The organism is Bacteroidales bacterium, from assembly GCA_026418905.1.
Taxonomy (GTDB): domain Bacteria; phylum Bacteroidota; class Bacteroidia; order Bacteroidales; family DTU049; genus JAOAAK01.
Window position 1 is genome coordinate 37,024 of sequence record JAOAAK010000018.1, and the last position, 15,142, is coordinate 52,165.

Consider the following 15,142-nt stretch of genomic DNA (forward strand, 5'->3'; position numbering starts at 1 on the left):
ATTATGTATGAATTATATCCTCTTAAACTAGCCCCCCTCTTTTTTGAAAAACCATGGGGTGGACGTAACATAGCAAAATACTATCCAAGTTACCAAGTTCCTATCAAATGCGGTGAAGCTTGGCTGGTTTCTGCTATCGAAGGTAAGAGTAATTTAATCATCAATGGTCATCTCCAGGGAAACGAGCTGAGTGAATTGATTGAAGTATACATGGAAGACCTCATTGGTGAGAAAAATTTTATCGACTTTGGCGAACAAATGCCCGTACTGATAAAGATGATTGATACTGCTAGCCCATTATCTATTCAGGTTCATCCAGACGACGTGTACGCACAACAACTTCGCAATTATCGTTGGGGTAAAAATGAAATGTGGTATATTCTTCAGGCAGGCCCTTCTTCTTTCATATTAAATGGTTTTTCTAACTTATTTTCCGAACAATACTTACAAGAATACATTGGCGATCATCGATTTCCTGAAATGCTTAATAAGATTTATCCAAAATCAGGTGATATGTTTTTTGTTAGAGCCAGAAAAGTTCACGCTATTGGTCCGGAAATTACTTTAATTGAAATTCAACAACCGTCAGATATTACCTTCAGAATATATGATTGGGACAGAAAAGACGAACATGGCAGTCCACGTGAATTACATCTTGAAGAGGCTCTTATGACTATAAATGTGCAAGATACTGATCACGGCCTCCTTCAACCTCACAAGAAAAGCGAAGAAATTGAAAAAATTTTTCATAGTCATTTTTTCAATGTAAATAAAATTCTCCTACCAGCTAGCAAAGTCTTGGCACGAAATTATCTTGGATTAGATTCCTTTGTAGTTTGGGTTGTTGTTAAAGGGATGATCTCTTTTCAATATCAAGACATGATTGATCATCTTCATACAGGAGAAATTCTACTGATCCCCGCCTCTTTAGATGAAATTTCATTTTACAGCAAACAAGGTTCTGAAATTCTTGAAATCTATAGATCATATGAAGAAAGCTAAAAATAAACAAAAGAATAATGACAAGGAGTTTCTTAAATGGAGTATTCTCGGATTGTTTAAGCAAAACCCTTATAGTATTTACAACTATCGACAAATTGCTCACATTTTAGGAATAGAAAAGAAAGAACGCGAAATTGTTCTTTACTACTTAGATGAATTGATAAAAGAAAAAAAAATTCTGACTAAAGGACGAGGTAAATATCAACTCAACATGAATTTGTATGAAGACGAACTTTCAACAACTGTTGAAGGAATTATTGAAATTACAGCCTCTGGCAAAGGTTATGTGCTTCACGATGAGGGAGATATTTTAATTAAACCCCCATTTTTAGGAAAAGCCCTGCATGGAGATAAGGTACTTGTTAAACTTCTTCCCCGACGTAAAAATAAAAAACCTGAAGGTAAAGTATTAGAGGTCATCGAACGTAAACACAAACAATACGTTGGAGTTATTGAGAGCAAAATTATAAATCTCTCTTTTTTCATTCCTGACGACCAAAACATTCACGTCAATTTCATCATCCCTAAAGAAAATCTCCACGGTGCAAAACACGGACAAAAAGTTATTTGCAAAATTACTCACTGGCCTGATCAAGCCCTACAACCCATTGCTGAAGTCATCCATATTCTTGGAGAACCTGGTAACAATGATGTTGAAATTAAGAGTATTCTTGCCAATTATGATTTTCCACTTACTTTCCCGAAAGAAGTCCTTAAAGAGGCTGAAAAAATTCCCGAAAAAATCCCCGAACATGAAATTAAGAAAAGAAGAGATTTTAGAAATATACCAACCTTCACTATTGACCCGGAAGATGCTAAAGACTTTGACGATGCTCTTTCTTTTCGTAAACTAGACAGTAATCTTTTTGAAGTTGGTGTCCATATTGCCGATGTGACCCACTATGTTAAACCCAATTCAGCTATTGACAAAGAAGCATATCAACGAGGAACATCGGTTTATCTTGTCGATCGAGTGTTTCCTATGTTACCAGAAAAACTATCTAATCATATTTGTTCACTCAATCCTCATGAAGATAAATTATGCTTTTCTGTTGTTTTCACCATGAACAAACAAGCTCAAATTAAAAACTATTGGATTGGTAAAACCATCATTCGATCGAACCGTCGCTTTACTTACGAAGAAGCTCAACAAATTATTGATACAGGCGAAGGTGATCTTGTAGAAGAATTGTTACAACTCAATCAACTTGCACGCAGACTGCGAGAACAACGGCTTAAAAACGGCTCTATTAACTTCCAAACTCAAGAAATAAAATTTAAACTGGATGAACAAGGTAAACCTCTTGAAATCTTCATCAAAGAACAAAAACAAGCAAATGAACTTATCGAAGATTTCATGCTACTTGCTAATAAAACCGTCGCAGAAGAAGTACAAAAGTTATCAATCGATCATCCAAAAACTTTCGTCTACCGTATTCATGATGAACCCAGTCCAGAAAAATTAACTATTTTTGCTGCATATCTAAACAAAATTGGCTATAAACTGCAACTAACTTCTCGAAAAAAAATAGCTCATTCTCTCAATCAGCTGTTTGAAAAAGTAGCTGGAAAACCTGAACAACATCTCATAGAAACCGTAGCTATCCGAACCATGGCAAAAGCTATTTACAGTACTTACAACATAGGCCATTACGGACTGGGATTTAATTATTACACCCATTTCACTTCTCCCATACGTCGTTACCCAGACATCCTTGTACATCGACTTCTAGAACGTTATATGAAAGGATTGCCTTCTGTAAACCAAGAAGAATACGAAGCCTGGTGCAAACATTGTAGCCAAATGGAACAGAAAGCTACAGAAGCTGAGCGAGAATCCATTAAGTTAAAACAAATGGAGTATATGTCCGAACGCATTGGGAAGATATTCAAAGGCGTTATTTCTGGTGTCAGCAAATGGGGCATCTACGTCGAACTAGAAGAAAGTAAAGCAGAAGGTCTCGTGCGTCTAGAAGATATGACCGATGACTATTATTACCTCGATGAAGATAATTACATGGTCATCGGAAAACGTTATAAAACCACTTATCGAATAGGAGACAAAGTCACTGTCAAAATTAAAAGTATTGATATCTCCCGAAAACACATGAATTTAATACTCATCATATGAGAAGATTAATTTCACTAATAACTTTTATTTTAATTTTTTTTGGGTGTAAGCATTTTCATGGACAAGAAAATTATGCCAGGCCTTACTGGGTCTTCTTCACCGAGAAAGATACAACACATTTCGACCCCTATTCTTTTTTTGATAAAAAGGCAATTCAGCGCCGTCTAAGAAATCACATTGCTTTGTACGATTACGATGATATTCCAGTAAAATCTGAATATATTGAATCTGTTCGAAATCTTTGCGACTCTGTCATCTATCCTAGTCGATGGTTTAATGCAGTATATATCTATGCTAATGAATCGCAAATTACACAAATTACTTCTTTTCCATTTGTTAAAGAAGTCCAACCCGCATTTATTGATTCTATTCAATTTAGCATTAACGATACATTGAACTTTGATTTTTATTCTCAACATTTTATGACTCAGCTTTCTATGATGAATGCAAATATTTTTTTAGACTCGGGTTTTTTAGGACAGAATGTTCGAATAGCTGTTTTTGATGCAGGATTTCCTGGGGTTGATACAATTTTAGCTTTTAAACATTTGCGCGATAAAAAGAAAATTATAGCTACCTACGATTTTCGAAAGAAAAAAGAATTTGTATATGATTATAATCAACATGGTACTATGGTGTTAAGCTGTATTGCTGGATTGGTACCTGTCAAAAAATCTACGGCACGTTCATGGGAAAGAAATGAAGCAATAGATACCTTTCAATTTTATTACCATGGAATAGCTTTAAATGCTGAATTCTTATTGGCGAGAACTGAAATAGCTCCAGAAGTAAAAGCTGAAGAGATATATTGGATAGCAGCTCTAGAATGGGCTGACCAACTAGGTGCCGACATTGTCAATAGTAGTTTAGGTTATACTTATCATAGATACTTCCCATATCAGATGGATGGTAAAACTACCTTGATTAGTAAAGCTGCAGCCAAAGCAATGAAAAAAGGTATTCTGGTAATTAATGCTGCCGGAAACGATGGAAATAAGGCGTGGCATGTCATCGGCGCTCCAGCCGATGCTGATAGCATTATTTCAGTTGGAGGGGTAGGTCCTGACAATATGCTTGCCACTAATTTTAGCTCCAGAGGTCCCACAGCAGACGGGCGACTCAAGCCTGATGTTTGTGCTGCCGGATGGGCTTATACCATTAATAAAAATGGCAAATCCACTTATGCAGCAGGTACCTCTTTTGCTGCACCACTTGTAACTGGTTTTGCTGCCTGTTTATTATCGGCAGACAGCACTACGACTTCCTCCCAACTTTACCAAAAATTAAGAGAAAGCGGTCATTTATATCCTTATTTTGATTATGCTCACGGCTATGGTATACCTACCGCTCGTAAAGCATTTAAACTTGATACAACAACACAATCATTCGACGTGAAAACAACATCTGATTCTATCACATTTACTATCTTAAAGAATAAACTTCCTTTCTCCAATTCGGTCACTTCAGATACTTCTTTTTTGGATCGTTATTTTTACATTCATTGCGAGGGTACCAATGGCATACTCAAATGGTATGAAGCTTATCCTGTTTCATCCGTTCAAACCATTTCATATCCAATAAACCAATTCAAAAAAGGAGAAGTTATTCGATGCTTTTACCACAATCAATATTTTGAATATAAATTTTAAACCGATTCATATGAAAAAAATACTTTTGGTAAATGTTCTTTTTGTTTTTGCACTTGCTGGACTGTTTTCACAATCTAAATATTTTCGTGAGGAAGTTCATTTTCCCTACAAAAAAGTACCCATTGTTGGTCAAAATGGACGACACTATTTTGCCGCCATGTATGGCTTCCAAGTTGCGATCACTACTCATAAAACACTTCTTGCACCCACTTCTCCATTGGGAACATTAGAACCCACCTTGGGTTATATCTATAAATTGCGGATTACGTCTTGGTTTTCCACAGGACTTACCAGTAACTATGCAATTTACGGTTACATCTACCTCAATGATAGCATGAAAATTTTCCCTGATGTTTTTTCACACCGAAGACAATCAATACGGACAGGGCTTTTAGAAGGTAATTTTTACATACGCCTAAATTTTGATCCCAAAAGAGGTAATACGTTAGGAAAGTACGTGGATTTTTTCATTTGGGGAGGTTATCCTATCATGCGCAGACAATATTATAAGGATCATATAAGCAAAGAAATTTATTCAGTGAAAGTCAAGAATTATCAAGGCATTGCAAATGATTGGCAGTACGGTTATGGTATCCGCCTAGGCTTTAAATCATTTTTTGCCTACCTTAAATATAGAGCAAGTAATTTGCTTTCGTCTGAATTTTCTAATAAATTAGAACCTCCTCGATGGGCTTTAGGCATTGTTTATCAACTTAGTTTACCTAGTAAATCTAAAAATTCGTGAAAAAAAATATTATCCATCAATACATTGAATTTATTCTTTCAAACAATTTCCTAGCCCAAAAGCAAATTAGTTATCTTTTGATAGGACGAAATTTCACGCTAATTTCCCTCGAAAACAAGTGGTGGGGTATTGCCCTGACTGAGCATCAGCATTGTTGTACTCAATCTCATGAACAAATCCTTTTCTTAAAGGCATTTAAGCGTCCTACCGTACAGTGGTTACTTGAACACCTTGAGCAAACACCTTACTTTAATTCTATTCTTTGTGCTCTTGCAAACGCATGGTTGCAAGAACAGATTGATTCAAAATCTGTTGATTTTATTGAAAAGGATCCTGTCGAACTAATTGACCTCAAGGGAAAGGTAGTTACCATGGTAGGATATTTTCAGCATTACGCTCACTTGTTTGATGATTGGGAATTAAATTGGACAGTCATTGAAAAAGATCCTCAGCACGTTGCACCTCAACACCAACACAAAATTGTTTTGTTCGATACAGATGAATGGAAAAAAAAGATATTTCACAGTGATGTAAATATCATCACGGGTTCAACCGTTGTCAACAATACACTGGAGGAAATTATACATTACGTTAGCCCTTTTGCTATTAATGTGCTTACAGGTCTAACAGCAGGAGGTATTCCAGAGGTTTTAGCTGGTTACCCTATACACTTTATTGCTGGTTCGGTCGTCTTATCACCTAAACGTACTAAAAAGCTTACCTTGCTGGGAGCACCCGGTTTTGCTTATTTCAAACTAAAAGCTTTGAAAAAAATTGTCTTAACCCTACGTTGATTTTTCATTTTTTTTCACAAAAACCACCAAATATTCTTCCACCGCTTTTCCTCAAAAGGAAATATATTATCTTCTTCTCTAAGGTCTTAAATTTTAGCTAAATAGCTCACGGGTTTAATTTTCACATACATTGAAGTAACCCAAAACTTTCACGATCAAATCACCGAATTAAATTAATGCAATTTTTTTAGAGCTTTTTCAATTCTTTCCATTGCTTTTTGGAGGTTTTCCATGCTGGTAGCATAGCTAAAACGAATATATCCAGGGCTACCAAAAGATGAACCAGGAACCAATGCTACATGAGCTTCATTGAGTAAGTACATACATACGTCATTGTCATTTAGAATAGTAAAGCCATCGAGAGATTTACCATATAAAAGTTCTACATTAGGAAAGACGTAAAAAGCTCCATCAGGATGGTTAGGAATCATTTCTTCTATCTCAATAAGTTTTTGCACAAGATAATCTCTTCTTTCTTGGAAGGCTTTTATCATTTTTTGTAAGTCTGGAGAAGCCTCAGGGTCCTGTTCCAGTGCAGCAATAGCAGCTCGTTGTCCTATGGTATTTGCACCTGATGTCATTTGTCCTTGTACCTTCTGAATAGCTTTAGCAACGACAGGATTGGATGCGCTGTAACCTATACGCCACCCAGGCATAGCAAAAGCCTTCGACAAACCATTAATAACTATGACCTGTTTATGTATTTCCTCAAATTCAGCGATTGATGTTGTTTTTCCCTTGAAATTGATAAGCTCGTAAATCTCATCTGATAAGATGTAAATGTCAGGATATTTAGCAAAAACTTGTGCAAATTCTTTCAGTTCTTCTTTTGAGTATACAAGTCCGGATGGATTGTTAGGTGAACTAAAAATAAAAGCTCTTGTTCGGCTAGTAATAGCTTCTTCAATTTGTTCAGGAAAAATCTTGAATTCATTTTCAATAGAACTGTTGATAATAACAGGAACACCGCCTGCCAATTTGACAAGTTCCGTATAACTAACCCAATATGGTGCAGGAATTATTACTTCATCTCCAGGATCGAGAATAGCAAAAAAAGCATTAGCAATAGCTTGCTTTGCTCCGTTCGAAACGACTATCTGGTCAGGTGAATAGACTAAATTATTATCACGTAATAGTTTTTTTGCTATAGCTTCGCGCAATTCAGGAAATCCAGCTACAGGAGGATAAAAACTATAATTTTCTTCAATGGCTCGAATGGCAGCTTCTTTAATAAACTGGGGAACAAAAAAGTCAGGTTCTCCAATGCTAAGATTAATGATGTCAATACCCTTCTTCTGTAATTCACGGCTTTTCTGAGCCATTGCCAGCGTGGCTGATTCTTCAATTTGCAAAATTCTTTCTGCAATCAAGGGTCGCGTTGCCACTTCCATTTTTTTAAATTTCAACAAATGTAAACATTTATTTAAATGTACAAGTTATATGTTAATAAAAAAATACAAATTTATACTAATCACAGCAAATAAAAACCGAAAATCAGTTTTTTGTAGACAAATTTAATTTACCCTAAAACTTTTTTCCTGATATGATACAACATATCTTCTGTCATTGAAGCAAGGTCATAATCTGGATTCCACCCCCATTCGTCACGAGCAGCACTATCATCAATGGTTTGAGGCCATGAATCGGCAATATCCTGACGAAAATCGGGTTCATAGGAAATTTCAAATTCTGGAATATGCTTTCTAATTTCTTCGGCAAGCTCAGCAGGAGTAAAACTCATAGCTGTTACGTTAAAATTACTATGATGCTTAAGTTTTGAAAAATCAGCTTCCATTAGCTGAATAGTGGCTTTTAAACAATCAGGCATATACATCATGGGAAGACGAGTATCAGGTTTTAAAAAGCAAGTATAACGTTTGTGTTTAACAGCTTCGTAAAAAATTTCCACGGCATAGTCAGTCGTACCACCACCTGGTAATGTTTCATAACTAATAATACCAGGATACCGCATGCCACGCACGTCCAATCCGAATTTTCTAACATAATAATCGCCCAACAATTCACCGGCCACTTTGGTAATTCCATACATGGTAGTAGGTTCAAGAATTGTACTTTGAGGAGTATTGACTCGTGGAGTTGTTGGACCAAAAGCAGCAATTGAGCTGGGATTGAAAACTTGTTTCAATCCTAATTCACGTGCCACTTCAAATACGTTAATTAAGCCATTCAAATTAATATCGTATGCTAAAAGTGGATCTTTTTCCCCTGCTGCAGATAAAATAGCTGCCATGTTAATGATTATTTCAATCTTATACTTCGTACAGATTTCTCTCAGTCGTTCTCTATTTCTAACGTCGAGTTCCTCGTAGGAAAACTTAAGAAGCTTTTCGTTAGTCGGTCTTTTTCGAGATGCTAAAACAACCTGGTCATCACCATACATTTCAGCAAGTTTAAGAGCTAATTCTGAACCAATCTGGCCACTGCCACCAATAATTAAATATTTGCTCATAATATTTCCTTTAAAATTGTTGGCAAATATAGAATTTTCCACAATACTACCCTAACTGGGAATTTTTTCTTCCATACATCATAAGGTATGCTTTGATAAAAGTATCTAGTTCTCCATCCAGTACAGCTTGTGCATTTCCTACTTCAACATTGGTACGCAAGTCTTTCACCAATTTATAAGGATGAAGTACATAATTTCTAATTTGAGAGCCCCACTCTATTTTCTTTTTTGAGCTTTCAATAGCTTCGATTTTTTCGCGTTTTTTCTGAAGTTCCAACTCGTAAAGCCTTGATTTTAGCATTTGCAAAGCTTTTTCTCTATTTTGAAACTGACTTCTAGTGACCTGACATTCAACCACAATACCAGTTGGAATATGTTTTAATCTCACTGCTGTTTCTACTTTGTTAACGTTCTGTCCTCCAGGACCAGAACTCCTGAAGGTATCCCACTCGAGATCTGCTGGATTGATGTTGATCTCAATTCTTTCATCTATTAAAGGATATGCATATACGGAAGCAAAAGAAGTATGCCGTCGCTGATTTGCATCGAAAGGAGATATTCTTACCAGCCTATGAACTCCACTTTCCCCTTTTAAATAACCATAAGCATATTCTCCTTGTATTTCCAATGTACAAGATTTAATGCCAGCCGTGTCACCCTCTTGTAAATCGAGAATTTCTATCTTATATTTTTTCTCCTCTGCCCATCGCAAGTACATTCTCATAAGCATTTGGGCCCAGTCCTGACTTTCAGTTCCTCCTGCTCCCGCATTAATCGTCAACAATGCTCCAAGTTTATCCTCTTCTTCGCCTAACATGTTGAAAAATTCCAAATCTTCTACTTCTTTTAAAGTTCGTTGATAAATTTCGTCAAACTCCTCCTGAGACAATTCATCAGACTGAAAAAATTCCCATGCAATACTCAGTTCTTCAAATTTTTCAATAACATTTTGGAATCGTTCAACCCAGGATTTTTTTTCACTTAATTTTTTCAATATCCCTTCCGCCTCCTTTGGATCGTTCCAAAAACCATCAGCTATGGTCAATTGCTCAAGCTTTTGAATTTCATCTTGATATTGTTCTATGTTAAAGATACCTCCTTAACGCTTCAATGCGTTCCTTAAGGGAAAAAAATTCTTCTTTACCTGCCATAATGTATAATTTTATTTATCCTGAAAAAGAGTGGTTTTTTTTACTAAAATACGAAACAAAATGTATGTTGGTAAAACTATCAGCAAGGCTATGATCCATTCTTTATCAATAAAAAATTGCCTATCTTGTAAAAAATTCTTTAAAAAATTCAAAACAATAAAGGAAATAATAAGAGCAGATATACTATGATATTCACGGCGTACGAATCTTTTTAAATTGATCACTGTTTTTGTAGGCTCATAATGCTTGAAAGATGGAAAAAAAGCTGGGGTTTTTTCTGCCCATTGCTCAAAGGCTTTTCCAAATTTTTCACGAAGGAACTCTTCTTCAGCAAACATAATACGTTCATAATAAATCCAAAAAAAAGCTATGGAGAATAATAAAAATTCTATGCTTCCTGCATAGATGATTAAACCGAGCCACATAAAAAAATTACCCACATAAAGGGGATGCCGTACTACCGAATATATTCCTTTCGTGTTGAGCGATAAAGCAACTTGCTTTTCAATATTTCGACCACTGGTTCCAGCAGGAGTTTGCATAAGAACAACAAAACGAATAAACTGCCCTAAAAGAGAAATACTGAAACAAGTCAAACCCCATAGCCAATTGTGATAATTCCCAAAGTCTGAACGTTCAAATAACAAAAAAGGTACACCTACAATAAATAAAATCAGCGGTATAAAACTCCTATATCGAAAGAGCATGTTACCCTCTCGAACAAATTGACTATAGAGAGACATATTAATAATGGTAATACTGGAAGTCTTTGCCTAAATAATAACCAGAAGAGCCCAACAATTCTTCAATTCTAAGTAAATGATTATATTTAGCTACACGTTCTGATCTACAAGCACTACCTGTTTTAATTAAACCAGTGTTCATAGCTACAGCAAGGTCCGATATGCTAGTATCCTCGGTTTCTCCACTCCGATGACTGATGATGGCCGAATAACCATAGCGGTGAGCTACCTGTATAGTTTGAATAGTTTCAGAAACAGTTCCAATTTGATTTAGCTTGATAAGTATAGAATTAGCAATACCATTTTCTATTCCATATGCTAATCTTTCAATATTGGTAACAAAGACATCGTCGCCAACAAGTTGGATTTTATCACCTAATTCAGCAGTAAGTTTCTGCCATCCTTCCCAATCATCCTCTGCCATACCATCCTCAATTGATAGAATTGGATATTTTTCTATCCAGCTTCTATAAAGGGAAATAAGATCCGACGATGTCAACATATCACCAGATGATTTTTTAAGGATATACTTGTTTTCCTTTGGATCATACAGTTCGCTTGCTGCAATATCTAAAGCTAATGCAATATCAGTTCCTGGCTCATATCCGGCTTTTTCTATGGCTTGCAAAATGACTTTGACAGCTTCCTCATTGTTCTCCAAGTTTGGAGCAAACCCTCCTTCGTCTCCAACCGAAGTTGCCAATTTTTTTTCTTTTAAAATTGCTTTCAACTGATGAAACACCTCAACACCCATTCTTAAAGCATCGGCAAAAGTTGTAGCGTTGATAGGCATAATCATAAATTCCTGAAAATCAACACTATTATCTGCATGAGCACCACCGTTCAAAATATTCATCATGGGAATGGGAAGCGTATTAGCATTTGCTCCACCCAAGTACCTAAAGAGTGGCATGCCTGAAGCTTGAGCTCCAGCTTTTGCACACGCAAGAGACACACCTAAAATAGCATTGGCGCCAAGTCTTCCCTTGTTGGCAGTACCATCTAATTCAATTAATATTTGATCGATCAAATTCTGTTCTCTGACATCCACTCCTTGTAATTCGGGAGCTATGATTTTATTTACATTTTGAACTGCTTGCAAAACACCTTTACCAAAATAATATGATTTATCACCGTCTCTCAATTCGTGCGCTTCATGTTTTCCAGTCGATGCACCAGAAGGAATACTAGCCCTTCCAAAAAAATTGGATTCAGTAAACACTTCAACTTCTATGGTTGGGTTACCTCTCGAATCGAGAATTTGACGAGCATAAATTCTTTTTATCGCACTCATATATTTCTTTTTATTTAATAAAAAAAAACAGGATAACAAGTATCCTGTTTCAAAATTAATATTTTTACTTCAATTAATCTTCAGTTTTTTTCATCTCACCATTTTCGGAAGATGTAGATTTCTTTTCCTCAATATTACTTTGTTTCGCATCTTGTTGAGTTATTTTAGTTTCTTTTTGAGTTGATTTTTTTCTTCTGCGTCTTCTAGTAGAACTTTTTTGGGTCCCTTCACTAGCTTGAATCAATTCATTAAAGTCAACAAGTTCAATCATAGCTAATTCGGCATTATCACCAATTCGGTTACCTAGTTTTAAAATTCTTGTGTAACCACCTGGCCTGTTCATAACTTTAGGAGCAACAACTCGAAAAAGTTCTTTTACAGCTTCCTTGTTCTGCAAATACTTAAAAGCCATTCGACGATGATGTGTACTGTCTTCTTTCGTCAAAGTAATGATAGGTTCTACAAAACTTCTAAGAGCCTTAGCTTTCTGCAGAGTTGTTTTTATTCGCTTATGCAATATAAGAGATATTGCAAGATTTTTGAGAAGAGCTTCTCTATGCTCTTTTTTTCGACCTAAATGATTGAAATTTTTCTTATGTCTCATGACTAATCTTTTTCAAGTTTGTACTTGGATATGTTCATGCCAAATTGTAAATTCTTAGATTTTAACAATTCTTCAATTTCTGTGAGTGACTTTTTGCCAAAATTTCTGAATTTTAAAAGATCAGATTTGTTATATACAACCAAATCTGCCAGTGTTTCAATATCAGCTGCACGTAAACAATTGAGAGCCCGTACACTTAGATGAAGATCTTCCAGTTTTGTCTTAAGTAATTTCCTCATGACAGCAATATCCTCTTCTTCTTCTTCAATCATATTAGTTTTTTCCAGTAATTCAACCTCAAATTTGCCATCTGTGAAAAGAGAAAAATGTTGAATTAATATCCGAGCTGCTTCTTGTAAGGCAGTGGCGGGATCAATAGTTCCATCTGTTTCAACTGTTAATAAAAGTCTTTCATAATCTGTTCTCTGTTCTACTCGAACGTTTTCAATTTTGTAACTCACATTACGTATAGGAGTAAAAATAGCATCCATGGCAATATATCCAACAGGAGGATTAGCGGGTGCTAGATCTTCTGCCAGAACATATCCTCTTCCCTTAGCTATATCGAGTGAAAAATTCAATTTAACTTTTGGTTCGAGGTGGCATATCACATGGTCAGGATTGGCTACCTCAAAAGCGTTGAAAAATTTAGCAATGTCACCAGCAGTCACAACTTCTTGGCCATGGATTACAACGTTAACAGTTTCATTGTTAACACCATCAATGATACGTTTAATTCGTACCTGCTTCAGATTTAATATTATATCAACCACATCTTCTACGACACCCTCTATGGTTGAGAATTCATGTAAAACATTACTAAATTTCACCCCGACTATGGCAAATCCTTCAAGAGAAGAGAGCAAAACCCTTCTTAAAGCATTTCCAACGGTTTGACCATAACCTGGCTCAAGAGGCTTCATTTCAAATACACCTCTTGATTCACTTTGTTCTAATTGGATGACCCTATCTGGTTTCTGAAAATGTAATATTGCCATATTTTATTTTACTTACTATAGAATTCAACGATATATTGCTCATTAATATTCTCAGGAATGGCCTCGCGTTCTGGATAATTCATAAATTTTCCTGTCAGTTTTTGAGTGTCAACTTCAAGCCAACTGTAAGTATTTTTGTGACCCTGCACGGCATGTAGTATGATATCAAGGTTTTTTGATTTTTCTCGAACTGAAACAACATCCCCCGGTTTTACAAGAAAAGAAGGAATGTTAACCACCTGGCCATTTACCTCGATGTGCTTATGAGTTACCAGCTGCCTTGCTTGTCTCCTTGTTTTAGCAAATCCTAATCGATACACCACATTGTCCAATCTTGATTCCAGTAATTGCAAGAGAACAATACCGGTTACACCATGTTTTCGAGAAGCAACTTCAAAAAATCTCTTGAATTGTCTCTCTAATAAACCATATATACTTTTTGCTTTTTGCTTTTCTCTTAAACGCAATCCATAATCGGACAATTTCTTTCGTTTTCTAGCCAATCCATGTTGTCCAGGAGGGTATTTTTTTCTTTCAAAATGTTTATCATACCCAAAGATGGGCTCCATGAATTTTCTTGCAATTTTCGAACGAGGTCCTGTGTATCTTGCCATAATTCACAAAGATTTCTTGTTAAACTCTTCTACGTTTGGGTGGACGACAGCCATTATGTGGAATAGGTGTAATGTCAATAATTTCAGTTACTTCTATACCACAATTATGAATAGCACGAATAGCACTTTCGCGACCTGCCCCAGGTCCTTTTACAAACACTTTAACTTTTCTTAATCCTGCATCATAAGCTATTTTGGCGGCATCTTCTGCTGCAACCTGACCAGCGTATGGTGTATTTTTTTTACTTCCCCTGAAACCCATTTTGCCAGCAGATGACCATGAGATGACTTGACCATCATCATTAGTAAGAGTAACTATCACGTTGTTAAAGGTTGCTTTGACAAAAGCTTTACCAAAGGGTTCTACTTTTACTTTTTTCTTTTTTGATGCTTTGGTTTGTTGTTTAGCCATAATCAACACTTTTACTTTTAACCTTTAGGTGCCTTCTTTTTGTTGGCTACTGTTTTACGCTTACCTTTTCTGGTTCGAGCGTTGGTCCGTGTACGTTGACCACGAACAGGTAGTCCCAAACGATGACGAATTCCCCTATAACAGCCAATATCCATCAATCGTTTGATGTTCATTTGAATTTCAGAGCGTAATGCTCCTTCAGTTTTTACTTCATCGTTGATAATCTGACGAATTTTAGCTAGCTCATCGTCAGACCATTCAGAAACCTTTTTGTCGAAAGAAACACCAGCTTTCACTAGTATTTTCTTTGCTGTCGAACGACCAATACCATAAATATAAGTAAGTGCTATTTCTCCTCTTTTGTTTCTTGGTAAATCAACACCTGCAATTCGTGCCATATTCAATTACCTTTTTGACGTTGTTTATATCTTGGATTCTTTTTATTGATAATATAAACTCTCCCTCTCCTTCGCACAACTTTACAATCGGAAGATCTTCGTTTAACAGAAACGCGTACTTTCATAATGCTCAAATT

16 protein-coding genes are annotated in these 15,142 nt (G+C 36.0%); 5 read left to right on the forward strand and 11 right to left on the reverse strand.

Features of this window, described 5'->3' with window-relative positions; genetic code table 11:
• Positions 1-3 precede the first annotated feature (3 nt).
• The 5 genes from N2Z72_03895 to N2Z72_03915 are packed head-to-tail and all read left to right on the forward strand — an operon-like array spanning position 4 to position 6,321.
• Positions 4-1,002, forward strand: coding sequence for a class I mannose-6-phosphate isomerase (locus N2Z72_03895; GenBank protein ID MCX7696822.1), 999 nt, complete (start codon positions 4-6; stop codon positions 1,000-1,002).
• Entirely contained in the window at positions 989-3,133 is a 2,145-nt protein-coding gene (gene rnr / locus N2Z72_03900; GenBank protein ID MCX7696823.1) for a ribonuclease R, read from the forward strand. Before N2Z72_03895 ends, rnr begins: the two co-directional genes overlap by 14 nt.
• Positions 3,130-4,782, forward strand: coding sequence for a S8 family serine peptidase (locus N2Z72_03905; protein MCX7696824.1), 1,653 nt, complete (start codon positions 3,130-3,132; stop codon positions 4,780-4,782). Before rnr ends, N2Z72_03905 begins: the two co-directional genes overlap by 4 nt.
• Before the next feature lie 10 nt (positions 4,783-4,792).
• Entirely contained in the window at positions 4,793-5,527 is a 735-nt protein-coding gene (locus tag N2Z72_03910; GenBank protein ID MCX7696825.1) for a hypothetical protein, read from the forward strand.
• Positions 5,524-6,321: a DUF364 domain-containing protein gene (locus N2Z72_03915; protein ID MCX7696826.1), complete on the forward strand. Its 798-nt coding sequence runs from the start codon at positions 5,524-5,526 to the stop codon at positions 6,319-6,321. The genes N2Z72_03910 and N2Z72_03915 overlap by 4 nt, the downstream gene beginning before the upstream one ends.
• 173 nt (positions 6,322-6,494) lie before the next feature.
• Here N2Z72_03915 and N2Z72_03920 read toward each other — a convergent pair whose 3' ends face one another.
• The 11 genes from N2Z72_03920 to rpmJ all read right to left on the reverse strand — a co-directional run bounded on the left by N2Z72_03920 (position 6,495) and on the right by rpmJ (position 15,130).
• A complete protein-coding gene (locus N2Z72_03920; GenBank protein MCX7696827.1) occupies positions 6,495-7,706 on the reverse strand; it encodes a pyridoxal phosphate-dependent aminotransferase in 1,212 nt (403 codons plus the stop codon).
• 134 nt (positions 7,707-7,840) lie between these two features.
• The gene (locus N2Z72_03925; protein MCX7696828.1) at positions 7,841-8,791 is read right to left on the reverse strand and encodes an L-threonine 3-dehydrogenase; all 951 of its coding nucleotides are present in this window, start codon (positions 8,789-8,791) and stop codon (positions 7,841-7,843) included.
• Between the two features lie 46 nt (positions 8,792-8,837).
• Positions 8,838-9,942 (reverse strand): peptide chain release factor 2 gene (gene prfB / locus N2Z72_03930; protein ID MCX7696829.1). Its coding sequence is split into 2 segments (ribosomal slippage): positions 8,838-9,878 and positions 9,880-9,942, totalling 1,104 coding nucleotides; the frame shifts between segments, so codons are not numbered across the junction.
• An 11-nt stretch (positions 9,943-9,953) separates the two neighbouring features.
• Entirely contained in the window at positions 9,954-10,685 is a 732-nt protein-coding gene (locus N2Z72_03935) for a DUF1295 domain-containing protein (GenBank protein ID MCX7696830.1), read from the reverse strand.
• Between the two features lies 1 nt (position 10,686).
• The gene (gene eno, locus N2Z72_03940; GenBank protein ID MCX7696831.1) at positions 10,687-11,979 is read right to left on the reverse strand and encodes a phosphopyruvate hydratase; all 1,293 of its coding nucleotides are present in this window, start codon (positions 11,977-11,979) and stop codon (positions 10,687-10,689) included.
• 73 nt (positions 11,980-12,052) lie between these two features.
• Positions 12,053-12,583, reverse strand: a complete 531-nt coding sequence (gene rplQ / locus N2Z72_03945) for a 50S ribosomal protein L17 (protein ID MCX7696832.1) — start codon at positions 12,581-12,583, stop codon at positions 12,053-12,055.
• A gap of 2 nt (positions 12,584-12,585) precedes the next feature.
• The gene (locus tag N2Z72_03950; protein MCX7696833.1) at positions 12,586-13,581 is read right to left on the reverse strand and encodes a DNA-directed RNA polymerase subunit alpha; all 996 of its coding nucleotides are present in this window, start codon (positions 13,579-13,581) and stop codon (positions 12,586-12,588) included.
• Between the two features lie 8 nt (positions 13,582-13,589).
• Positions 13,590-14,195, reverse strand: coding sequence for a 30S ribosomal protein S4 (gene rpsD, locus N2Z72_03955; GenBank protein MCX7696834.1), 606 nt, complete (start codon positions 14,193-14,195; stop codon positions 13,590-13,592).
• A gap of 19 nt (positions 14,196-14,214) precedes the next feature.
• The gene (gene rpsK / locus N2Z72_03960; protein ID MCX7696835.1) at positions 14,215-14,607 is read right to left on the reverse strand and encodes a 30S ribosomal protein S11; all 393 of its coding nucleotides are present in this window, start codon (positions 14,605-14,607) and stop codon (positions 14,215-14,217) included.
• A gap of 17 nt (positions 14,608-14,624) precedes the next feature.
• Positions 14,625-15,005, reverse strand: coding sequence for a 30S ribosomal protein S13 (gene rpsM / locus N2Z72_03965; protein ID MCX7696836.1), 381 nt, complete (start codon positions 15,003-15,005; stop codon positions 14,625-14,627).
• A 2-nt stretch (positions 15,006-15,007) separates the two neighbouring features.
• Positions 15,008-15,130: a 50S ribosomal protein L36 gene (rpmJ, locus tag N2Z72_03970; protein ID MCX7696837.1), complete on the reverse strand. Its 123-nt coding sequence runs from the start codon at positions 15,128-15,130 to the stop codon at positions 15,008-15,010.
• Between the last annotated feature and the right edge of the window lie 12 nt (positions 15,131-15,142).